At 69.9% G+C, this 22016-nt stretch carries 16 protein-coding genes and 6 pseudogenes; 5 read left to right on the forward strand and 17 right to left on the reverse strand.

Annotated elements, in window-relative coordinates; translation table 11 throughout:
* Nucleotides 1–60 precede the first annotated feature (60 nt).
* The 6 genes and pseudogenes from QQK35_RS05210 to QQK35_RS05235 all read right to left on the reverse strand — a co-directional run.
* Nucleotides 61–413: pseudogene (locus QQK35_RS05210) on the reverse strand (NAD-dependent epimerase/dehydratase family protein); the annotation flags it as partial.
* Nucleotides 410–828, reverse strand: a pseudogene (locus tag QQK35_RS20270) (DUF7654 domain-containing protein). The pseudogenes QQK35_RS20270 and QQK35_RS05210, both read right to left, overlap by 4 nt.
* 200 nt (nt 829–1028) lie before the next feature.
* Nucleotides 1029–2354, reverse strand: coding sequence for a DUF7657 domain-containing protein (locus QQK35_RS05220; protein WP_284253243.1), 1326 nt, complete (start codon nt 2352–2354; stop codon nt 1029–1031).
* A gap of 73 nt (nt 2355–2427) precedes the next feature.
* Nucleotides 2428–4437, reverse strand: coding sequence for a DUF7657 domain-containing protein (locus QQK35_RS05225; protein ID WP_284253244.1), 2010 nt, complete (start codon nt 4435–4437; stop codon nt 2428–2430).
* Entirely contained in the window at nt 4434–5267 is an 834-nt protein-coding gene (locus tag QQK35_RS05230; protein ID WP_284253245.1) for a glycosyltransferase family 4 protein, read from the reverse strand. Before QQK35_RS05230 ends, QQK35_RS05225 begins: the two co-directional genes overlap by 4 nt.
* Nucleotides 5216–6901, reverse strand: a complete 1686-nt coding sequence (locus QQK35_RS05235; protein ID WP_284253246.1) for a glycosyltransferase family 2 protein — start codon at nt 6899–6901, stop codon at nt 5216–5218. Before QQK35_RS05235 ends, QQK35_RS05230 begins: the two co-directional genes overlap by 52 nt.
* 114 nt (nt 6902–7015) lie before the next feature.
* Here QQK35_RS05235 and QQK35_RS05240 point away from each other — a divergent pair, with 114 nt between their 5' ends.
* The 3 genes from QQK35_RS05240 to QQK35_RS05250 are packed head-to-tail and all read left to right on the forward strand — an operon-like array spanning nt 7016 to nt 9970.
* Nucleotides 7016–7915 (forward strand): ABC transporter permease, encoded by a 900-nt coding sequence (locus tag QQK35_RS05240; protein WP_284253247.1) that lies wholly within the window; start codon nt 7016–7018, stop codon nt 7913–7915.
* A gap of 10 nt (nt 7916–7925) precedes the next feature.
* The gene (locus QQK35_RS05245; protein WP_284253248.1) at nt 7926–9122 is read left to right on the forward strand and encodes an ABC transporter ATP-binding protein; all 1197 of its coding nucleotides are present in this window, start codon (nt 7926–7928) and stop codon (nt 9120–9122) included.
* On the forward strand, nt 9119–9970 hold the full coding sequence (locus tag QQK35_RS05250; protein WP_284253250.1) for a glycosyltransferase family 2 protein: 852 nt from the start codon (nt 9119–9121) through the stop codon (nt 9968–9970). The genes QQK35_RS05245 and QQK35_RS05250 overlap by 4 nt, the downstream gene beginning before the upstream one ends.
* 66 nt (nt 9971–10036) lie before the next feature.
* On the opposite strand, the gene QQK35_RS05255 is transcribed toward QQK35_RS05250, so the two are convergent.
* The 7 genes and pseudogenes from QQK35_RS05255 to QQK35_RS05285 form a co-directional block, all read right to left on the reverse strand.
* Nucleotides 10037–12046 (reverse strand): cell wall-binding repeat-containing protein, encoded by a 2010-nt coding sequence (locus tag QQK35_RS05255; RefSeq protein ID WP_284253251.1) that lies wholly within the window; start codon nt 12044–12046, stop codon nt 10037–10039.
* Nucleotides 12047–12213: 167 nt separating this feature from the next.
* Nucleotides 12214–12624, reverse strand: coding sequence for a hypothetical protein (locus tag QQK35_RS05260; RefSeq protein ID WP_284253252.1), 411 nt, complete (start codon nt 12622–12624; stop codon nt 12214–12216).
* The gene (locus tag QQK35_RS05265) at nt 12621–12998 is read right to left on the reverse strand and encodes a hypothetical protein (protein WP_284253253.1); all 378 of its coding nucleotides are present in this window, start codon (nt 12996–12998) and stop codon (nt 12621–12623) included. Before QQK35_RS05265 ends, QQK35_RS05260 begins: the two co-directional genes overlap by 4 nt.
* Before the next feature lie 9 nt (nt 12999–13007).
* Entirely contained in the window at nt 13008–13823 is an 816-nt protein-coding gene (locus QQK35_RS05270; RefSeq protein WP_284253254.1) for an NAD-dependent epimerase/dehydratase family protein, read from the reverse strand.
* Nucleotides 13820–15195, reverse strand: a pseudogene (locus QQK35_RS05275) (polysaccharide biosynthesis protein). Before QQK35_RS05275 ends, QQK35_RS05270 begins: the two are co-directional and overlap by 4 nt.
* Complete coding sequence (gene rfbA / locus QQK35_RS05280) at nt 15192–16058, reverse strand: glucose-1-phosphate thymidylyltransferase RfbA (RefSeq protein WP_284253255.1); 867 nt, start codon at nt 16056–16058, stop codon at nt 15192–15194. The pseudogene QQK35_RS05275 and the gene rfbA overlap by 4 nt, the downstream one beginning before the upstream one ends.
* Nucleotides 16055–16655 (reverse strand): annotated as a pseudogene (locus QQK35_RS05285) (dTDP-4-dehydrorhamnose 3,5-epimerase family protein). Before QQK35_RS05285 ends, rfbA begins: the two are co-directional and overlap by 4 nt.
* Nucleotides 16656–16726: 71 nt before the next feature.
* On the opposite strand from QQK35_RS05285, the gene rfbB reads away from it, so the two are divergent.
* Both rfbB and QQK35_RS05295 read left to right on the forward strand, forming a co-directional pair.
* Nucleotides 16727–17713 carry a dTDP-glucose 4,6-dehydratase gene (rfbB, locus tag QQK35_RS05290; protein WP_284253256.1) on the forward strand — a complete coding sequence of 329 codons (987 nt, stop codon included), beginning with the start codon at nt 16727–16729 and terminating at the stop codon, nt 17711–17713.
* Nucleotides 17714–17717: 4 nt separating this feature from the next.
* Nucleotides 17718–18836: a glycosyltransferase family 4 protein gene (locus QQK35_RS05295; protein ID WP_284253257.1), complete on the forward strand. Its 1119-nt coding sequence runs from the start codon at nt 17718–17720 to the stop codon at nt 18834–18836.
* Nucleotides 18837–18851: 15 nt separating this feature from the next.
* Here QQK35_RS05295 and QQK35_RS05300 read toward each other — a convergent pair whose 3' ends face one another.
* The 4 genes and pseudogenes from QQK35_RS05300 to QQK35_RS05315 all read right to left on the reverse strand — a co-directional run bounded on the left by QQK35_RS05300 (nt 18852) and on the right by QQK35_RS05315 (nt 22015).
* A complete protein-coding gene (locus QQK35_RS05300) occupies nt 18852–19103 on the reverse strand; it encodes a hypothetical protein (RefSeq protein WP_284253259.1) in 252 nt (83 codons plus the stop codon).
* A complete protein-coding gene (locus QQK35_RS05305; protein ID WP_284253260.1) occupies nt 19100–20317 on the reverse strand; it encodes an LCP family protein in 1218 nt (405 codons plus the stop codon). The genes QQK35_RS05300 and QQK35_RS05305 overlap by 4 nt, the downstream gene beginning before the upstream one ends.
* Nucleotides 20318–20361: 44 nt before the next feature.
* A pseudogene (gene purE / locus QQK35_RS05310) lies at nt 20362–20843 on the reverse strand (5-(carboxyamino)imidazole ribonucleotide mutase).
* 102 nt (nt 20844–20945) lie between these two features.
* Nucleotides 20946–22015: pseudogene (locus tag QQK35_RS05315) on the reverse strand (5-(carboxyamino)imidazole ribonucleotide synthase).
* Between the last annotated feature and the right edge of the window lies 1 nt (nt 22016).

Raw genomic sequence — 22016 nt, forward strand, 5'->3', positions numbered from 1 at the left:
CCACTGGCCCTCGCCGTACACGGCGCGACTGCTGGCGAGCACGACGTGCCCCGGGGTCCACCCGGCTCGCCCGAAGGCGTCGAGCATCGCCGTCGTTCCGACGACGTTGACCATGCCGTGACGGGTCGCCTCCGAGAGCGACTGCGCCGTGCCGGTCTCGGCGGCGAGGTGGATCACGACATCGGGACGGAAGCCCTCGAGCAGCCGGTCCCACTCCCCGGGTCGGTCACATCCCCGATCACCAGCTCCGCTCGCTGCGCGAGAGCCTCGGGCCGTCGCCGGCCCGCGTGCACCTGCGGGTGAAGGTTGTCGAAGGCGACCCAGCGATCGGCCCGGTCCGCCCAGCGTTCGGCGAGGGCGCAGCCGATGAAGCCGGCGCCGCCGGTCACCAGGACATTCGGGCTCGAACTCATGGTGCTCCCTTTCGCACGCCGGGGACGACGCGGTAGATCTGCATCTCGGTCGCGCCCTGGTCGACGTCGTCGAGCACCTTCAGGCACGACCGGGCGGGCGGAGCCTCGTCACTGACGACGTAGTCGACGTACTTCTGGGCGAACGCCGAGCACGCGTCGAAGTTACCGAGGATCTGATCGCGCTGGGGGTCCGCGAAGTCGGGCTCCCCGAGCCCCAGGTCCACCGCACATGGGCGAGCCGGTTCCAGACCTGCTCGTCGGTATCGCCGGGGTCGATCTCGTGCCACATCTTCTCGGGCGGATACGTCTGCACGCCGTCGAAACCCCGCACCCCGGTCTGCATGACGAGGGCCATGGTGAGATACGATCCGACTCCGACCCAGGTTCCGGGCTTCGCCTTCTCGACCGCATCCATCGCCTTGCCCACGTGGGTCGTGTTGAGGTCGTAGACGCCCCGGTAGAACGGATTGACGGCCGCCCCGATCACGAGCGACGCGACGAGGAGCGTCCCGGCGGCGACCGGGGCGGCACGCGGGACGAAGGTCAGGCACACCGTCGCGACGATCGCGACAGCGGCGACGGGCCAGAGTCGCGCGGCCTGGAGGACGGCGGGGCTCACGGCCGCCAGCTCCCGCCACAGCACCACCGTGAGGATCGCGACGGCGAGCCCCGAGATCCCCCGACGATCGCTAGCCGGCGCGATGGCATCTCGTCCACCCGCCGAACCACGAGCGCGAAGTACAGAGGTAGCAGCGCCGCGAACGCCACTCGGAGTCTCGCGACCGGCACCTTGTCGAGCAGGAGCAGACGAGCCACGGGATCCCAGCCGGGCACGAGCAGGAACGCGAGCACCACGAGCAGGACCGCGATCGCCGCGATGTCGAGGAAGTCGACCCGGCTCCCGCGGCGCACGGCGCGCACCACGAGGTAGATCAGTCCGGGCACGACGAACACCGCGAGCAGGATGGCGGTCGCCGACTCCGATGGATTCGGGCCCAGCGCGGTCGGCGCTCCGACCGTCGAGAAGGTCTGCCCCCACGGCGCGCCCGCGATCCCGAGCAGGGTCGGGTCCTGGTTCAGGAGCTGGCCGGTGGGGTCGGAACGGGCGCCGGGGTAGACGGTCGACTGCACGGCCGTGAGCACCGACGAGCGCGTCAGCGCCCAGGTCACGACGACGCCGATCGCCGCGGCCCCGGCGATCAGCAGGGGCGCGAGTCGCGTCACGGCGCGCCGCAGCCGGCCCTTCCGCCAGGGCCTCTCGTTGAGGACCAGCCCGACGAAGCAGAACACGAAGATCAGCACCGGCGGGGCCTGGAACGGCACGTACAGCCCGATCGCGGCCGTCACCGCGAGCCACCCGATCACCACCGCCCAGACGATCCGGGGCCAGAGGCGGTCGTCCCGCAGCATCCAGATCGTTCCGGCGAGTGCGAGAAGGGCCCACGCGGTCGGCCAGAGCGAGTTGGGTCCGTACCACCACTGGAAGATCGGCGAGAGCCACACCGCGGTCGCCACCAGGGCCGCGGTGAGCGGGCGACGCGGCATCAGCACGACGAGGAGCAGGTAGGCGCCGCTCACGAGTCCGAGGGCCGGGATCCACCACTGCCATGCCGAGCCGTGCTGCAGCCCGAGCAGGAGGTAGCCCCACATGTGCGGACGGAACAGGGTCGACCAGTCCGTGTTCGGCAGCTCCATGAGCACCGTCGCGTCCATGCCGCCGGGGAACGTCTCGTTGACCGAGGGAAAGCCCTGGCGGGATTGCGAGATGATCCAGCTCTGCTGCACCAGCCATTCGTCGGAGCGGATCAGCCGCGGACCGCCGAGGAGCGCGTTGGGGTCCGTGCCGGTGCCGAACGACATCCAGTAGGCGCCCGACGAGGTCCCGCTGATCTCGAGCACGATGAACAGCACCGAGCCGAGCACCGCGAGGAGGGGAACCACGTGACGACCCGCCAATTCGGCAGGCCCCAGGCGCGCGGCTCCACCCATCGGCGGTAGCCCTCGATCACTCGCCTCACCTCCTCGTCACCTCGTAGATCCAGACCCGGGAGGCCCCCTCCGACATGCGGCCGATCCGGGTGAGGCAGGTGGCATCCGGGGCGGCGGTGTCGCTCACGACGTAGTCGACGTGCCGCTGCGCAAAGGCCGAGCAGGGATCCAGGGTGTTCACGATCGTGTCTTGGCGGTACTGCTGCACCTTCGGCGCGCCCGGTCCCCACTGCCAGAAGACGTGGGCAAGTGCATTCCAGACCGAGTACTCCGAACGGTCGGGGTCGATCTGAGACCACATCTTCGCCGGCGGATACGTCTGCAGGCCGCTGTACCCCCGGACGCCGGTCTCCATCACGAGCGCCATCATCTCAGCGCCGCCCACACCGACCCAGGTGCCGGGATCTCGCGCGTCGATGCGATCGATGGCCTGGCCCGTGCGAGTGTCGTTCAGGTCGTACACGCCGACGTACGCGGGGTTCACGCCACCGCCGATCCCGACGCAGGTCACGAGCAGCAGAGCAGCGGCGACCGGAACGCCGCGACGCACGAAGACGAGGTAGCACGCGCCGGCGAAGGCCACCAGGACGACGGGCCAGAGCGGACCGGCCGCCAGCAGCTGCGGGCTGTGACGGAGGATCTCGCGCCCGACCCACGCGGTCGAGCCGACCACGAGGAGGGCACCCGCGAGCCCCGACAGGCTGAACCACCGGGACCGCTCCCGATCGACGTGGCGTACCACCAGGACGAAGAGGAGGGGCAGCAGCACGGCGAGGATCACGCGCCATCGCGTCGGCGTCACCCGGTCGAAGAGGAGCACCTTGCCGACGAAGTCCAGGCCTGGCACGAGGAGGTAGACCGCGACCACCACGCACATGGCGATCACGGCGACGGCAAGCCAGTCGATCCGACGGTCGCGTCGGAACCCGCGCACGACCAGCACAACCAAACCCGGGATGACGAAGGCCGCGAACAGCGGGACCGTGGCGGCGATCGAGGCGCTCGATCCGAGCACGGTGTTCAGGGAATCGTCGTTGAGCGACTGCCCGAACACCGCGCCGAGGGAGCCCGCGAGGCCGGGGTCGGCGGCGGGCAGCTGGCCGGATGGCACGGAGCGCTGTCCGGGGTAGAAGGTCCCGGTGGCGGCCGCGAAGGTCGCGGCCCGCGTCGCGACCCAGGCGGCCAGCACCCCGGCCGCGACGACCGCCGCGATCGCCAGAGGGATGAGCCGGCGGCCGATGGCGAGGAAGCTCTCGCGCGTCTCGGACCGGTGCTGGGCGATCGCGCCGATCGCGAACGCGACGACCACCGCGACGCACGGCACGATGAACGGCACGTACAGCCCCATGGCCGTCGTCACGGCGGACCAGCCGATGATCGCCGCCCAGACCCAGCCGCCGTGGCGTTTCGAGGTCGCGAGCGTCCACCGGATCGCGGCCATCGCAAGGAGCGCCCAGGCGGCGGGCCAGAGCACATTGGGCCCCCAGTCCCACTGGAACGTCGGGCAGAAGAACACCGCGCCGGCGATGAGAGCCGCGCTCAGAGGTCGGCGGGGCAGGAACGTGATGATGGCGAGGTACGCCCCCACGACGAGCGCGAGTGCGGGGACCCACCAGAACCAGGCGATGCCCGTGTCGAGGCCGAACAGCAGGTAACCCCACTCGTGAGGACGGAACACCGTCGACCAGTCGCGGGTGGGCAGCTCCTGGAGGACCGTGGCATCCATGCCCCCGGGGAAGACCGGATTGACGACGGGGAACCCCGAGTGCGCCTGGGAGACCGTCCACCCCTGGTTGTCGAGCCATTCGTCGGAGCGGATCAGCCGCGGCGTGCCGAGCAGCAGGCGAGGATCGTGCCCCGTTCCGAAGGTGCGGAAGTGGATGCCGGACGACGTGCCGCTGATGCGCAGCAGGATCAGCACGGCGGTCGCGAGCGCTGCGAGCGCGGGGAACCACGCGAGAACCCGCCAGTTGGGCAGCCCGTCGGATCGCGGCTCGACCCACCGCGTCCACCGCGTGCGGACGCTCTCCTTCACCGTCGCCGTCGCAGGCGGCGGCTCACCTTGGAGAGGACGACCCGGGGACCGCCGTGACGCAGGTAGTGCAGCACCAGTCCGGCGTCGTGCCGCAGACCGCTTCGGGACCGGCGGCGCCGCGCCCGCTGCGCGGACGCGCTGACGACACCGCCACGGTCGCGCGCGGGATGGGGCTCAGCGACGAACCGCACGAGGGGTTCGAGCACGCGGTCCCAGGTGTAGTCCGAGCGCACCCGCTCGATGTTCGCGCGGGCGAGGGCGCGGAACGCATCGTCGAACAGGACTTTCTCGAGCGCGTCGGCGAGCACCGCGTCGTCCTCCGCGGGGACGACGACCCCGAGTTCCTCGCGCTCCACCAGCTCCGCGAAGTGGTCGCCGGCGGTCACGACCATGGGCAATCCGGCCCACAGGTAGTCGAGGATCCGGGTGCGGAACGAGAACGTGGTCTCGACGTGCGCGAAGTGGGTGCTCACCCCCGCGTCGGCCTCGAGCAGGTAGTTCTGCCGATCCGCGTAGGCGACCCAGGCGTCGTTGAAGAACACGTTGCGGTCGAGCACGCCCAGCTGCTGCGCGAGCTCCCGCGACGACGCGACGATGTCCATCTCGGGCACATCGGGGTTCGGATGCCGGGTGCCCTGGAAGAACAGGCGCACGTTCGGGCGCCGGGTCGCGAGGTCGGCGACCGCACGGATCAGGGTGGCGGGGTCGAACCAGTTGTAGAGCCCGCCGCCCCAGAGCACGACCGCATCGTCGGCGCCGATGCCCTGCCGCACGCCCTTCAGCACCTGTTCGCGATGCGCGGGGCGCTCCGGGGACAGCCCGAAGGGCACGACGTCGACGAGGCCGCGCAGATCGGGATCGCCCTCGTAGGTCGAGGGTTCACCCGGCCCAGCCCGGCGAGCTGGCCCAGGAAGAAGTGGCGCTGGCGCTCGGACGCGACAAGGAAGAAGTCCCCGCGCTCGAGCTGCTGGTTGAGCACGTCTGTGGCGTCCTCGACCGCCTTGGCCCAGTTGACGGAGCCGAGCTCGCGTCCCTGTTCGAGCTGCTCGAGGTGCATCGGATCGTAGATGTCGACGACGACGACCTTGTCGGTGGTGCGCAGCGGCTCGAAGACGGCCATCGCCTGGCCCTGGAAGACGATGACGTCGGCCCAGCGCTCGTAGCGGGCGAACGCCCGGTCGTCGCCGGCCAGCACGCGCGCGAGCTCGAACGGCGCCGGGACCCGCTCCAGACGGCTCATCGTGAGCAGCGTCACGTCGTTGTCGGCCGACAGGCGCTCGGCGATGTTCCAGGCCCGGATGGCAGGGCCGGCCAGAAGCGGACCGATCGGATCCCCGGTCACCACCAAAACGCGCGTCGCGGTCGGCGGTTCGGTGACGTCGAACGCACCGGCGATGTTCTCGTATCCGCGCAGGAAGTCGGGGTCCTGCAGCACCGGCTCGTCGGCGCTGCCGAACAGCCGCCAGATCGCGGCATCCGAGACCACGCGGCTCGCCTGGACGGCGTCGCGCGCGGCCTTCAGGCCGGGTAGCTCCTCGACGAACCGGTCGATGGCGTACAGCGGCACGAGACCCTGGCGCGGCACCGTCTCGGCGGCGTCGTCGGGACCGCCGCGGGTGAGCTCGAACTCGGCCGAGTCGAGGCCGGCCCGCGTGATGCCGCGGCGCACCGCGAGCGCCATGGCCGCGGGGAGCGCCTGGGCGAGCGTCTCGTCGGACGCGTTCTTGTACAGGGTGAAGAGCGCGTTGCGCTCGAGCAGGTACTGCTCCTTGTGCGCCCCGAACGAGGTCATGGACGCGTGGTGCTTGTGGAACGCCAGCGACTCCGGGACGTAGGCGAACCGCCATCCCCGCAGGTTCAGGCGCCAGCCGAAGTCCACGTCCTCGAAGAACATGAAGAAGCGCTCGTCGAAGCCCCCGAGCTCGTCGTAGGCCGAGCGGCGGACGAACATCGCCGATCCCGTGCCGAAGAGCACGTCCCGCGCCGCGTCCGGCCGGGTCGGCGCAGGCTCCGCCGTGAACGGCTTGTACCCCTGGCCGAACCAGGTCATCGCCGAGCCGATGTAGTCGACCAGCTTGCCGTCCCAGTCGAGCACCCGGCTCGCGACGGCACCGACTCGGGGCGAGCGGTCGAACTCCCGCATCGCGGCCGCGATCCAGTCCGGGTCCGGACGCGCGTCGTTGTTGAGGAAGGCGATCACACCGCCGGAGCTGCGGGCCACGCCGAGGTTGCATCCGCCGGCGAACCCGAGGTTGTCGGCCGACTCGACGAGCACGACGCCGGGGGCGCCGGCGCGCAGCCGTTCGAGACTGTCGTCACCGGATCCGTTCTCGACGACGACGATCTCGAGCCGCTCGGCCGGCCAATTCTGCTCGCGGAGCCGCGCGACCGCCTCGATCGTGTCGGCGGAACCGCGGAAGTTGACGAGGACGACCGAGACGACGTCGGGTCGTGCCTGTGGCATGGCGGCCCTTCGACGGCGGACAAAACGCGCCCCACTCTACCAAGGGGGCGCCCGACGTTCGCGGAGTGCCCGAGGCTATACTTGCCCGGCCCGCCACCTGGCCGAGAAGAGCTGATGACCACTGCCGAGGATCGCTACCGACTGCTCGACAAGCAACCCTTCGTCTCGACGGCATCGGTCACCTCGCTGGCCGGCACGATCCATTCGCTCCGCGAGATCCTGCGGCACCGCGAGATGCTCGGGCTGCTCGTGCGACGCGACCTCAAGTCGCGCTACAAGGACAGCGCCCTCGGCTTCGTCTGGACCCTGATCCGCCCGCTGACCCAGCTCGTCATCTATTACGTCGTCGTGGGCAAGTTCCTGCAGGCGGAGCGGGGCATCCCGGAGTTCGCGGTGTACATCTTCGCCGGACTCACGGCCTACAGCCTCTTCTCGGAGGTCATCGGCAGCGCCACCAGCTCGATCGTCGGCAACTCGGGCCTGATCAAGAAGGTCTACCTCCCGCGCGAGGTGTTCCCGATCGCGAGCGTCGGTTCGGCCCTGTTCAACTTCATCATGCAGCTCGCGATCCTGCTGCTGGCGACGGTGGTCACCTGGCACGTGCCGTTCGATGTCGACCTGCTGTACGCGATCCCGGGCATCCTCGTGCTCCTCGTCTACGGGCTCGCGTTCGGGCTGCTGCTCTCGGCGGTCAACGTCTACCTGCGCGACATCGGCTACCTCGTCGAGGTGCTCCTGCTCCTGCTCCTGTGGGCATCGCCGATCGTCTACGCGTGGCGGTTCGTGCGCGACGTGCTGGGCAACGGAGTGCTACTGGAGATCTACACCGACAACCCCGTCACGCTGTCGGTGCTCGCATTCCAGAAGGCCTTCTGGACCTCGAGTGACAGCACGCCCTACCCCGGCCTCCTGTTGATGCGTCTCGTCATCGCCTTCGTAGTCGGGCTCGTGCTGCTGGTCGTCTTCCAGCGCGTGTTCTCGCGGCTGCAGGGCAATTTCGCGCAGGAGCTGTGAGGCGACCCCGATGACTGATCCGGTGACCGCCGTCGAGCGCCCCGACATCGTGCGCACGAAGAACGTATCGAAGCGCTTCGTTGTGCGCAAGGACAACTCCCTCAAGGAGCGGCTGGTCACCCTCGGGCGTCTGGGACGCCGCCACCGCGAGGACTTCTGGGCGCTGCGGGACATCGATCTCACGATCCGGGCGGGAGCGACGGTCGGCCTGATCGGGCACAACGGCTCCGGCAAGAGCACGCTGCTCAAGGTGCTCGGCGGGATCATCGACCCGACGACCGGATCGGTGGAGCGTCGCGGGCGGATCGCCGCGTTGCTCGAACTGGGCGCCGGATTCCACCCGGATCTCACCGGCCGCGAGAACGTGTACCTGAACGCCTCGATACTGGGGCTCAGCCGCGCCGAGACCGACGCGCGACTCGACGACATCCTCGCGTTCGCGTCCATCGGCGAGTTCATCGACTCGCAGGTCAAGTTCTATTCCTCGGGGATGTACGTGCGCCTGGCATTCGCGGTGGCCGTGCACTCGGACCCGGATCTGCTCCTCGTCGACGAGGTGCTGAGCGTCGGTGATGAGGCGTTCCAACGCAAGTGCATGGACAAGATCCGGTCCTTCCAGGAGGAGGGACGAACGATCATCGTCGTCAGTCATTCGATGGCGCAGATCCAGGAGCTGTGCGACCGCGTCGTTCTGCTCAATCGCGGCGAGGTCGTGCACGACGGGGATCCGAGCGTGGCCGTGCGGCTCTTCCGCGACCTCCTCGAATCGCGCCGGCGAGAGGAGCTGGGTGTCGAGGGGCGCGGAGGCATCGTGGAGGTCTCCGCGATCGCACAGGGACGGCAGGCGGGCGATGCCGTACAGCCCGGCGACCGCCTCGTGGTGCGCGCCGTCATCGACGACCGCAGCGGCCTCGCCGACTGGATCTGTGCCGTGCAGATCGGCAGCGAGTTGGGGCAGATCGTCTATGCGACCACCTCCAAGCGCACGGGGACGCTCTTCGGACCGCTCGACGGCCGCCGCACGGTCCAGCTCGTGCTCGATGACCTGCGACTCGGCCCCGGAAAGTACTTCATCAACGTCTCGGTCATGGACTTCGCGGGACGACACCTGCACGACGCGAGCCAGGTGGCCGACTTCAACACCAGCGACGACGGCCTGTCCGTCGGTGTCGTCCACTCCACCCCCGAATTCCGCGAGGTCCCGTGAGCCCGGCCGCCGTGGGAGTCGTCACCGTCACCTACAACACCGGCGAGACGCTGCGCGCGTTCCTCTCGTCACTGGCCTCGGCGACCGGCCGCGAGGTCGACGTCGTCGTCGTGGACAACGCGTCGGCGGATCCGGAGCCGGCTCGCGCGATCGCGACCGAGCACGGGGCACGATTCCTGGTGCTCGACAGGAACGTCGGGTACGGCGCCGGCATCGAGGCCGGGATCGAGGAGCTCGACCCCGAGATCCCGTTCGTGCTCGCGTCGAATCCCGATGTGACGTTCACTCCCGGCGCCCTCGACGAGCTGCTCGATCGAGCCGCGGCCCACCCGGAGGGCGGTGCCTTCGGACCCAGGGTGCTCGAGGGCGACGGCGCCCTGTACCCCTCGGCGCGTCCGCTGCCCTCGTTACGGGTCGGGCTCGGACACGCCCTGTTCGTACGGATGTGGCCCGCCAACCCGTGGACGCGGGTCTATCGCGCGACGCCGGACGTGACGCGCGAGCGGGCGACCGGATGGCTCTCGGGTGCCTGCCTGCTTCTGCGCCGCTCCGCCTACGACGCCATCGGCGGATTCGACGCCGAGTATTTCATGTACTTCGAGGACGTCGATCTCGGCGCCCGGATGCAGAAGGCGCACTGGCAGAACGTCTACCTTCCGAGTGCCATCGTCACCCACACCGGCGCGCATTCGACGACGAACGACTCCCGCGCGATGGAGCGGGTGCATCACCAGAGCGCGTACCGCTATCTGTCGCGGAAGTACGCCTCGTGGTATCTGCTGCCGCTGCGAGCGGCGCTTCGAATCGGTCTCGAGGCGCGCAGCCGCTGGTTGAGCCGCTCGCACTGAGCCGCCGGCGTCCCGGCGCTCAGCTGTTGCAGCGCGCCAGCTGCTGCACCGTGGGCGCCAGCGAGTTCACGCCGCCGAGCAGCGTGACGGTGGTCGCGTGCATCGACACGATGTCCTGCGTGATGGATGCCGGGATGCAGTTGGTCGCGACCAGGAACAACGGCGCCCCTTCTTCGCCGCCAGGACCGCGCCTCCGAGCGCGTCGGGGAAGTTCAGCCCCGTCGCCAGATAGATCTGGGATGCGTTCGTGAACACCGCGTGGTTCGCCGCCTCCGACGCCTCGAATCGATCGGACCCGGTGGCGCGAGTGGTCGGCACGATCGCGTTGAGCGCGGTCTGGATCCCCGGCGTCACCGACACCGGTCCCCCGACGATCGTCACGCGCTGCACCCCGTGCGTCCGGATGAACTGCTCCGTCGCGGGGTCGAGCGTCGCCGCGCCGCCTGGCACGAGGATGACGGGGCGCCCGAGATAGCTGCCGACGCTGTCGGCGCTGAGCGCATCGGGGAAGTTGTCACCTGTCGCGATGTAGAGGTCCGGGATGGAGGTGCCGAACTTCGACGCCACGTTGCGAGAGACCTCGTACCGATCGGCTCCCGTGATCCGGGTGGTCGGCGCGATCGCGTTCAAGGACGACTCGACGGCCGCGTTCACCGAATTCGGTCCGCCCACGATCACGATCGACGACGGGTGCAGCCGGGAGATCTCGGCGGACGTCTCGGGCGGGAGGAAGGTACTCGCCGACAGGAGCAGCGGTCCGCCGGCTCTCGCCGCGAGCGGAGCGGCGCTCAGCGCGTCGGGGTAGTTGAGACCGCTCGCGATATAGACGACCGGCGCGCCGGTCGGGAACGCGGCGCGCGAGATCGCGACCGCCTGCGAGAACCGGTTGTCATCGGCCGTGCGCTGGGCGCTCGGGCACACGGGATTCGTGCCGCAGAACTGGGACACCGACGTTGTGCAGGCGAACGTGTTGTTGGCGCCGGCGCCGATGTTGACGGCACGGGCGCAGATCGAGTGGATGCCCGGTGAGACGCCCGACAGCGTCACGTCGAAGACGTGCTTGGTTCCGTAGTACGCGTACCGCTGCGCGAGAGCCGCGTCGGTCTTGTCGGCCACGTAGAGTCCCGCGTCGGCGCCGTCGACGTACAGGCGCACCGACAGGGAGACGTCGGAGTTGGCCCCGGTGTCCGGGTCGACCGCCCAGCCGTGCACCCCGATCGCGTTCTGCTTCGGCGTCGTCGCCGTGATCTCGCCGTACGGCGAGTTGTTGTTGGTGGGGGAGCCGAACCAGTCGCTCCAGTAGACCCAGAAGTTCCGGTTGCCATACGACGAGCATCCGTCGCCCGTCCCGTAGAGATTCGCGAGCGCCGCGGCGTTCGGTGTGTACGGCGTGTACAGGTAGAGCGCGTGGGTCGCCTGATTCTGGATGAAGACATTGCTGGCGCCGCAGGCGTGATTGGGGCTCCAGTACACGGCGGAGACCTTGCCGACCGGGTAGGAGAGATCCCAGCGCGTGTCGTAGATCGTGCCGGCGCCGGTGCCAGGCGGCATCGTGTATCGCTTGAACTGGTACGCCGCGGCGAACACCTGATTGAAGAAGCCGTAGTACTGGGAGTCGCACGCCGCCGTATCGGGACAGGCGTACCCCATGGCAATCCGATAACGCCCCGCGCTGGGGGCGGTACTGGTGACGAGCCCTTCCTCCTTCTGGAGGGTGACCAGGATGGTCTTCGGACTCACGCCGCACGCCTGCGCGACCTTGACGATGATCGTGGCGGCGCTCTCCGGGACCCCGCCGTTGTACTGGGAGCACATCGGTGTGGCCGGCACGGTTCGTGTCGTGTCGACGTAGTTCTTCAGACAGACGTACCCCGCCGCACACGAGGAGACCTTCGAGTTGAGGAAGTTCTGCACGTCCGCGATCGACATGGCGTTGCCGTCGTAGAAGTTCTGATCCGTCACGATGAAGCCCGGGTTGAACTGGCTCGCGACCGCCGCCTGAGCGGGAGCCGCGGACGTCAGCGGCGTCACCGGGACCAGCGCGATGACGGCTCCGGTCGCCAGTGCCGCGACCATCGTGACGAATCCGAACCCGCGTGCGCGCCGCCCCCGAGCGCGCCGCCGCTTCGTCCTGCCGTCTCCTACCGCCATGATCCCCGCCGATCGCATCCCCGCCCGACAGTACCCGGCGATCCCGACACCTGCGGCGCGGAGCGCGGCGCGTCAATCCACTCGAGCGCTCCTCAGTCCAGCGGCGATGCTCGCTGCAGCTCCCGGTAGAACTCGATCTTCTCCCCCGACTGGCCCCAGTGCTGATTGGTCTCCTCGAGCACGAACTCGAGTTCGACCGGGAGCTTGACGAGACGGCGACCGGAGTGACGTGCGAAGTGGGTGAACCAGATGTCGTCGAGCATCCAGTAGCGCGCCGGGATCTTCGTGAAGAAGCGCAGGTCGGAGAACAGCCGCAGCGAGCAGACCATGCCACCCGGCCCGACGTGGTCGGCCTCCTCGCCGGGAGCCACCGGCGCTCGGTCGAAATAGTCGCCCAGTACCCTGAACGCCCAGAACGCGGCCACCTCGTCGGGCCGATAGGCCGCGAGAGCGATGGAGACGAAATCGTCGGGGATCTGCTCGTCATCGTCGAGGACGATCACGGGTGCATCACGCCCCCGGCGCTGCAGCCGGCGCGCCCAGTAGAAGCGGGCGATCGACCCCAGGTTGAACGGGCTCTTCGCGATGTCGACGGCATGGAGGAGCCCGCGGGCCGGAACGCATCGATGGCCTGGAGATATCGGCCGTGGTCCGATCGGCGGTTGTTCCAGAGATAGAGACGCACGCCGTCGGGATGGTCCTGCCGGTCGAGCTGCTCGAGCACGGCGCCGATCCGCTCCGGACGATTCCACAGGCACATGAGCACCGGGGTCTCATGCCCCGTCAACGACCACCTGGTGCCACGGGAGGTGAACATCCCGTGTCTGAGCGCAAGCCGGACCGTCGTGGCGGCGATGTGCTTCAGTCGCGCACGCACGCGTCGAGCCTAGAGTGTTCCACCGACTGCGGTGGGTCCGCGCGCGGGACGGACCCCGAACACCGCGGCCGCGCGGTCGACCACGGCGCAACTGAAACTCGGCGGCCCGTCCGCCCAGACGAACGCGACGCCTTCGGTCAGCCCCAGCGATCCGGCGAGGTCCTGATTGTCGACGGGGATGCCTCGGCCGACGTTGACCGGCAGCCATCCGGGCTCGAGGCCACGAGCCGCACGCGCCAGCGCTTCGCCGACATCGTCGACGTGCACGTAGTCGCGGACGAAACCGCGTGGACCGCGCAGTGGGACGGGCGGACCGGCGACGGCCGACTGGAGCCTGTTGACCAGTGAGTCCCGCATCCCGGGGCCGAACACGTTGAAGATCCGCAGCGCTGCGGCTGCGCGCAGGTCACCGCGTACGACGGCGGTCGAGAGCAGCTCCTCGGCGGCGATCTTCGACTCGGCGTAGGGTCCGACGCCGTCGAGGGCCGATGATTCGTCGACCGGACGCTCGTGGCGGTCGCCGTAGACGGCGGCCGACGACGCGAGCACGATGCCGGCACCGGCCCTCGCCGCCTCCTCGGCGAGCAGGCGGACGGCGTCGACGTTCACGCGGCGCATCGCGCCGGGATCCGTGCCTGCGCTCGTCATTCCGGCGAGTTGCACGACCACCTCCGGCCGTTTCGCCGTGAGCGCCTCACGCCAGGCTGCACGATCGGCCACGTCGAGCTCGGCATGAGAAGCGCGGATCCAGCTGACGCCCGGCGTCTGCGGCAGTCGGGCGCCGATGCGGCCGTCGGCGCCCGTCACGAGCACCCGAACCGTCATCGGATCGCGAAGCCCAGGACCCGGAGGGCGTCGACGATCTCCGCCCTGCTGATCTCGAACCGCTGTGCGCGCTCCAGCAGATCCGCGACGCCGAGCATGAATGCTGTCGGGTCGGTGACGACGTCGTCGGTGACGGCGAAGATCTTGGGATTCCGGGTCGGCGCGATGCGATCGGGCTCGTAACTCAGCTCTTCGTACATCTTCTCGCCCGGCCGCAGCCCGATGATCTCGATGTCGGCGGGGGATCGACGAGTCTCGACAGGCTCGCCGCCAGGTCCATGATCCGCACCGGCTCGCCCATGTCGAGCACGAAGATGTCGCCGCTGGCGCCGATGAACGCGGACTGGATCACGAGCTGCGCCGCTTCGTCGAGCGTCATGAAGAACCGGGTGACCTCGGGATCCGTCACCGTCAGGGGAGCGCGGCGCGCGAGCTGGCTCCGAAAGGTCTGCATGACGCTTCCGTTGCTCTCGATGACATTTCCGAACCGCACCGCGGTCAACGAAGTGGCGGACGAATGGCGCGCGAGGTCCGTCATGGCGATCTCGCCGATGCGTTTGGTCGCGCCCATGACATTCACCGGATTGACGGCTTTGTCGGTCGAGACATAGACGACGTGCCGTACGCCGGCCTCGACCGCCGTGCGCATGACGGCGACGCTGCCCCCGATGTTGTTGTTGATGGCCTCGACCGGGTCACGCTGCATCATCGGCACGTGCTTGTAGGCGGCTGCGTGGAACACCACCGTCGGCCGCATCTCGGCGAAGACGGCCTTCAGGCGTGCGGAGCTCTTGACGTCCGCGACATGATAGGAGATCCGCGGATCGTCGGCGAACTCCTGCTCGAGAAAGAACATCCCGTTCTCCCACCAGTCGACACAGACGATCGCATCGGGATCCATGGTCGCGATCTGACGCACGAGCGTCGAGCCGATCGATCCGGCCGCACCCGTGACGAGCACACGCTGTCCGCGGAGGAAGGCGGCCGACTCGAGGAGGTCGTGCTTGACCGGCTTACGTCCGACGAGGTCGAGGACGTCGACATCCGTCAAGTCGGAGAGATCGACCTGCTCCTTGGCCAGGGTGCGGTACGTGCGCGGCACGATCGCGATCTCGACGTGATCCGAATCGACGGAGTCGAGGAACGACCGCAGCACTCCCGCATCGACGGATGGGATGGCGAAGTACACCATCCCGACCTCGTGCTGCGCGATGACCCGCGACGCGTCGGCGAGCGTGCCGAGCACTTCGTCGTCGACGACGGCGTCATCGAGGAATCCGACGACCTCGCCGCCGGATTCGCGGATGCTCCGCGCGAGAGAGGTGCCAGCCGTGCCCCTCCCGACGATGAGAATCCGCTGGGCCACGCTCACCGACCGCCCAGCAGCCCTTCGAGGTAGAGCCCGTAGCCGCTCTTGGCGAGCGGCGACGCCAGGGCGGCGAGCTGCTCGTCATCGATCCAGCGGTTGCGCCAGGCGATCTCCTCGATGCAGCCGATCTTGAAGCCCTGGCGGTCCTCGATCACACGCACGTACTCCGACGCCTGCATCATCGATTCGAAGGTGCCCGTGTCGAGCCACGCGGTGCCCCTGTCGAGCACCTGCACCCGCAGGCGTCCGGCCTGGAGGTAACGCTCGTTGACGGTCGAGATCTCGATCTCGCCGCGCGCGCTGGGCTCGACCGTCTTCGCGATCCCGACGACCTCGTTGTCGTAGAAGTACAGGCCGGGCACGGCGTATTGGCTCTTGGGATGCTCCGGCTTCTCCTCGATCGAGAGCGCCGTGAACTGGTCGTCGAATTCGACGACCCCGTACCGCTCCGGATCGGCCACCTGGTACGCGAAGATCAGTCCCCCGCTGAGGTCGAGGTTGCCGCGCAGCGATGAGCCGAGACCGGCGCCGTGGAAGATGTTGTCGCCGAGCACCAGGGCCACGGAGTCCTCACCGATGAAGTCCTCGCCGATGATGAATGCCTGGGCGAGACCGTCGGGTGAGGGCTGGACGGCGTACTGCACCTCGATGCCCAGCCGGGACCCATCCCCGAGGAGACCGCGGAACTGCTCGTGATGCTCGGGGGTCGTGATGATCAGGATGTCGCGGATGCCCGCCATCATGAGGGTCGACAACGGGTAGTAGACCATCGGCTTGTCGTAGATGGGCATCAACTGCTTGGAGATGGCCTGCGTGATCGGCCACAGTCGGCTGCCGGTGCCTCCGGCGAGAATGATGCCCTTCACCGACTCAGGTCCTCGTAGTAGGCGCGCACGGCGGCGAAGTCGGGGAGCAGGCCGGCGGCGACCGCCTGCTCGAGCCCGGGTGCCTCGGTGTCCTTCGGCGACAGGAGCGGCTCACCGGCCTCAGGCGGAAAGACGAGGCCGATCGTCTCGTCGAGGGGTTCACCCCGTGCTCAGCCGTCGGACTGTAGGTGTCGCTCACGAGGTAGCTCACGGTCGCGTCGTCGGTCAGGGCGACGAAGCAGTGCCCGAGACCCTCGGCCACGTAGATGGCCCGGCGGTCGACGTCATCCAGCAGCACGCTGTCCCACCGCCCGAACGTCGGCGAGCCGACCCGGATGTCGATGGCGTAGTCGAGGACCGCGCCGCGGGTGGCGGTCACGTACTTGGCCTGACCGCGCGGGACGTCGGCGAAGTGGATGCCGCGCACCGATCCCCGACGGGACACCGAGGTGTTGCCCTGCCGGAGGTCCAGCGAGTGCCCGACCGCCTCCGCCAGTCGATCGAACCGGTACCACTCGAGGAAGACCCCCGGTCGTCACGGTGCTGTACCGGGGTGATCTCGTAGGCGTCCGGGATCGAGAGCTCTCGGATCTGCACCCGGCGATCCTAGCAACGGCCTCCCGATAGACTTCCGGGCGGCCCCCGCCCTGGAAAGAGAGCATCCCGTCGTGAAGATCCTCGTCACCGGCGGAGCCGGATTCATCGGCTCCAACTTCGTCCGACGCACCCTCGAAGACGCGTATCCCGGGTTCGAGGGAGCCGAGGTCGTCGTGTACGACGCGCTCACCTACTCGGGCAATCTCGCGAATCTCGCGCCCGTGGCCGACAGCCCGCGCTACACGTTCGTCCAGGCCGACATCCGCGACGCCGGTGCCCTCGACGACGTGCTGCCCGGCATCGACACGGTCGTCCACTTCGCCGCCGAGTCGCACGTCGATCGCTCCGTGCGCGACTCCGGCATCTTCGTCGAGACGAACGTGCTCGGCACCCAACGGCTGCTGGATGCGAGCCTGCGGGCCGGCATCCGGAGATTCGTGCACGTGAGCACCGACGAGGTGTACGGCTCGATCGCCGAGGGCTCCTGGGCCGAGGACCGCCCGCTCGAGCCGAACTCCCCGTACTCCGCGAGCAAGGCCGGCAGCGACCTGCTCGCCCGCAGCTACTTCCGCACACACGGCATGAACCTCTCGATCACGCGCTGCTCGAACAACTACGGGCCCTACCACTTCCCCGAGAAGCTGATCCCGCTGTTCGTCACGAACCTCATCGACGGCGCGCACGTGCCGCTCTACGGCACGGGAGAGAACATCCGCGACTGGCTGCACGTCGACGACCACACCCGCGGGATCGCGCTGGTCACGGCTCGCGGGCGGGCCGGTGAGACCTACAACATCGGCGGCGGCACTGAGCTCAGCAACCGAGACCTGACGCAGAAGCTGCTCGAGGCGACCGGACGCGACTGGTCGTATGTCGATCAGGTGGAGGACCGCAAGGGCCACGACCTGCGCTATTCCGTCGACATCTCGAAGATCCGCGCCGAGCTCGGCTACGAGCCGCAGGTGGCGTTCGAGCAGGGGCTCGCCGACGTGGTGCAGTGGTACCGCGACAACCGTGCGTGGTGGGAGCCGCTCAAGGCCCGCGCGGCTCTGCGATGAGCGCATGATCCCGTTGCGGGTGATCGTCGACGAGATCGTGAACGGCACGGCCGGTGTCGCGCGCTATGCCGAGGAGCTCACCCGCGCCGTCGTCGCGACGCGTCCGCCCGGCACCGAGGTGACCGGCATCGTCGCGTCGTCGCCGGAGGCGGACCGGCTGCTCGCCGAGCGCCTGCCCGGGCTGCCGCTGCGCAAGAGCGCCCTCGCCCGCCGGGAACTCGCCGCCGCCTGGCAGCGCGGGATCACGGTCCTGCCGGGGACGGGCATGGTGCACGCGACGAGCCTGCTCGCTCCGCTGCGACGACACGACCGCGCGGCGGATCCCGCATCCCAGATCGCCGTGACGATCCACGACGCGATCGCCTGGACCCAGCCGGACCTGCTCCCGGCACGCACCGTCTCGTGGACGCGCGCCATGGCCCGGCGCGCCGAGCGGTATGCCGATGCCGTCGTCGTCCCCACTCACGCCGTCGCCGCGGACCTCGACGAGGAGCTCGGACTCGGAGACCGGCTGCGCGTCATCGGCGGGGCACCGAGCACGACCCTGAGCCGCCCGGTCGACGCGTCCGCACGGCGCGGCGCCCTCGGACTGCCCGCGCGCTACGTGCTCGCGGTCACCGGGTGGGAGCCGCGCACGGGTCTGGCGGCACTGCTGACGGCGATGAGCCGCATCCGCGACCGCGACCTGGTCGTGGTGGGCGCCGCCGCCGCCCACGACGAGGTGCTGGCCGCGGCCACCGAGGCGGGAGCGGTCGAGCGCGTGCACGTGCTCGATCGGCTCGGCGACGACGACCTCGGGGCCGTGCTCGACGGCGCGGAGGTCTTCGTGCAGCCCAGCCTCGCCGAGGGCTTCAGCCTCGCGATGATCGACGCGTTCGCGTTCGGACTGCCCGTCGTGCTCTCCGACGCCCCGGCGCTCGTGGAGGTGGCCGCGGATGCCGGCCTCGTCGTCGAGCGCGGCGACGCCGGGCGCTTCCCGGCCCGCCTCGCCGACGCGCTGCGCGGGGTGCTCGACGACGACGCCCTGCGCGAGCGGCTCGCGGTCGCCGCCGCGGACCGCGCCCGCCTGTTCAGCTGGCGCGACGCCGGCGAGAAGGTCTGGCAGCTGCACGCCGACCTGTAACGCCGCGTCGCCCGTTCAGCCGCGGCCGGCGGAGCAGGTCCGCTGCTGCGCCGACTGCCCCGAGATCGACGACGGCAGCTTGACGGGCGTCTGCCCTGCGGCGCCGGTGGGCGTCGGGCTGGGACTCGCCGAGGCGTTCTTCGACGGGGAGGTCGGCGGCGCCGGGTTCTCGACCGCGGCGCCGCCGAGGCCGCCCGCCGCGACGGCCCTGTCGTCCGCGAGAGCCTGGGTGAGCACGGCGGCGTCGTCGGCCAGCGGCCTCGTCACGCTCTGCCCGTTGATGTAGGTGGGCGCGGAGGGTACTGCACGAACGCGATCCGCTCCAACGGGATGCTCTTGAGTGCGAGCGCCATCGAGACGAGGGTGCCGGTCTGGCCGAGCTGCGTGCTGAGCTGCATGTTCTTGGCGGCGGCATCGGCGAGGCCGAGCACCTTGTTCGGGTCGCCCAGGGTGTTCCCGCTCGTGATCTGCCGCACGAGCGCCGACAGGAAGACCTGCTGATTGCTGATCCGCTGCAGGTCGCTGCCGGTCGAGAGCCCGTGTCGCGTCCGGAGGAACGACAGCGCGGTCTGACCCTGCAGCGTGTTCGCCCCCGCGGGCAGCTTGAGCCCGGTGTACGGGTCGTCGATCGGCGCCGCGAGGCACACCGTCACGCCGCCCACGGCGTCGCTCATCGCGACGACCCCGTCGAACTGCACGAGAGCCGCGTACGGGATGGTCAGGCCCGTCAGCTGCTGCACGGCGGCCACCACGCAGCTGAGCCCTCCGCGCGAGAGGGCCGTGTTGAAGCGGGCCTGCTGCACCGCGGGGACGGTCGTGCCATCCGGCTTGCGGCACGCGGGCTGACCCACGTAGAGGTCACGGGGAATGCTGACCGCCGTCGCCGACTGCGACTTCGTCGAGAGGTGGATGAGGATCGTGACGTCGTTGAGCGCCTCGCCGCGTTCCCCGTACGCGGGGTTCCCATCGCCCGAATCGCTGCCCACCAGGAGCACGTTCGCGCTGCCCGTGAACGGTCCCACCTGGATCGGCTTGCCGTCGGGTCCGATGATCTGGATCGTGTTGGAGCCGACCTCGGCCAGCACGTGGGCCGCACGCCCCGCGAACGCGGCCCCGGCGAAGGCGGCACCGCCGGTCGCGACGAGAGCCACGATCGCGAGCAGGGCGACGCCCGCCCGCGACGCGGGTCGCACCCGCACCAGCCGGCTGAGCCGCACCGTGTCGAGCGTGCAGACGACCCAGAGCAGCCCGTAGAGGCCCAGCACGGCCGCGAGCGCCCAGAGCACGATCGGGTTCGCGAGCACGAGGAGCAGTTGCCCGCGCAGCACGAGCGCGGCGACGATCGTCGCCGCGAGCAGGATCCAGAACAGGATCGACAGCCCCATCGCGAACCGGCCGAACCGCCGGTTGCCTGCGAGGGTCTGCGCCGACCCGGGCACGAGGATGTTGAGCCCCACGAGCCACCAGGCCCGCTTGCTCATGACCTCGGGCGACGCGGGATCCGCCGCGCGGAGCGCGTTCTGGCTCACCGGTCGGGCTGCAGCTTCGCGTTCTTCAGCGCCTCGCTCTTCTGGGCGACGAGGCGCTCGAGGTCGGCGGCGTAGGCGGCGAGGCGGGCGGTGAGGGCGGCATCTCCGGATGCCAGGATCCGCGCCGCGAGGATCCCCGCGTTGCGGGCGCCCCCGATCGACACCGTCGCGACGGGGATGCCTGCCGGCATCTGCACGATCGACAGCAGCGAGTCGAGGCCGTCGAGCTTCGCGAGCGGCACCGGCACCCCGATGACCGGCAGCGTCGTGACCGAGGCGAGCATGCCGGGCAGGTGGGCCGCTCCCCGGCGCCGGCGATGATGACCCGGATGCCGCGGCCCGCGGCCTCGGAGCCGAAGTCGATCATCTTCCGCGGCGTCCGGTGCGCCGAGACGACCTCGACCTCGTGCGCGATGCCGAAGTCGTCGAGCGCGGCGGCGGCGTCGGCCATGACGCTCCAGTCGGAGTCGGAGCCCATGACGACACTGACCTGCGGAGCGAGGCCTCGCGACGACGGGTCGAGGGGCTCGAGCCGGCCGGCGTGCGATCGAGGGGGCGGTCACGCCCCTCAGGGTACGGGTCAGCCCTGGAAGAACGCGGCAGCCGCGCGCGCCCGGGCGAGCGCGTCGTCCAGCTCGTCGCCGGTCGCCGTGACGTGCCCCACCTTGCGCCCCGGCCGCGACGTCTTGGCGTAGGAGTGCAGCTTCACCTCGGGCCGGTCGGCCATGGCACCCGGGTAGCGCTCCGGCATCGTCTGCCCCTCGGGGCCGCCGAGCACGTTGATCATGACGCTCCACGGCGCGGTCGGCGACGGGTCGCCGAGCGGCAGGTCGAGCACCGCCCGCAGGTGCTGCTCGAACTGGCTCGTGACGGCGCCGTCGATCGACCAGTGGCCGGTGTTGTGCGGGCGCATCGCGAGCTCGTTGACGGCGAGGCCGCCCTCCGCGGTCTCGAACAGCTCCACGGCGAGCACCCCCGTGACGTCGAGCCGCTCGGCGATCCGGGTCGCCAGGCGGCGCGCCCTCTCGGGCAGCTCGCCCGCCCGCGGTGCCGGGGCGAAGACCTCGGCGCACACCCCGTCGCGCTGCACCGTCTCCACGAGGGGCCACGCCCGCACCTCGCCGGACGGGCGGCGCGCGACGAGCTGCGAGAGCTCGCGGCGGAAGTCGACCAGTTCCTCGGCGAGCAGCGTGCCGCCGGTCGCGAACCAGTCGTCCGCGCCGTCGGCAGCATCGACGACGCGCACGCCCTTGCCGTCGTAGCCGCCGCGCGGGTCTTCACGACGGCGCGGCCGCCGTGATCGGCGAGGAACGCGCCGAGCTGCTCCGCGTCGGCGACCTCCGCCCAGTCCGGCACGCGTGCGTCGATCGCCGTGAGCCGGCGGCGCATGACGAGCTTGTCCTGCGCCACCGCCAGCGCATCCGGTGCGGGACGAACGACGACGCCGTCCGCGACGAGGGCGGCGAGAACGTCCTGCGGCACGTGCTCGTGATCGAAGGTGACCACGTCGACATCGCGGGCGAATGCGAGCACGGTCGCGGCATCCGTGTAGTCGCCGACGGCCGTGGCAGCGATCGCGGCCGAGCTGTTCTCGGCCTCGGCGAGCACCCGGATGTCGATCCCGAGCGCGATCGCCGGCGGCACCATCATG

This window comes from Pseudolysinimonas kribbensis (assembly GCF_030161895.1).
GTDB lineage: Bacteria > Actinomycetota > Actinomycetes > Actinomycetales > Microbacteriaceae > Pseudolysinimonas > Pseudolysinimonas kribbensis.

Excerpts from the sequence above, each read along its gene's own strand:
- QQK35_RS05235 (WP_284253246.1), bottom strand. The coding sequence starts at position 6,901 with ATGCCACAGGCACGACCCGACGTCGTCTCGGTCGTCCTCGTCAACTTC.
- QQK35_RS05240 (WP_284253247.1), top strand. The coding sequence starts at position 7,016 with ATGACCACTGCCGAGGATCGCTACCGACTGCTCGACAAGCAACCCTTC.
- QQK35_RS05245 (WP_284253248.1), top strand. The coding sequence starts at position 7,926 with ATGACTGATCCGGTGACCGCCGTCGAGCGCCCCGACATCGTGCGCACG.
- QQK35_RS05255 (WP_284253251.1), bottom strand. The coding sequence starts at position 12,046 with ATGGTCGCGGCACTGGCGACCGGAGCCGTCATCGCGCTGGTCCCGGTG.
- QQK35_RS05270 (WP_284253254.1), bottom strand. The coding sequence starts at position 13,823 with ATGACGGTTCGGGTGCTCGTGACGGGCGCCGACGGCCGCATCGGCGCC.
- QQK35_RS05295 (WP_284253257.1), top strand. The coding sequence starts at position 17,718 with ATGATCCCGTTGCGGGTGATCGTCGACGAGATCGTGAACGGCACGGCC.
- QQK35_RS05305 (WP_284253260.1), bottom strand. The coding sequence starts at position 20,317 with ATGAGCAAGCGGGCCTGGTGGCTCGTGGGGCTCAACATCCTCGTGCCC.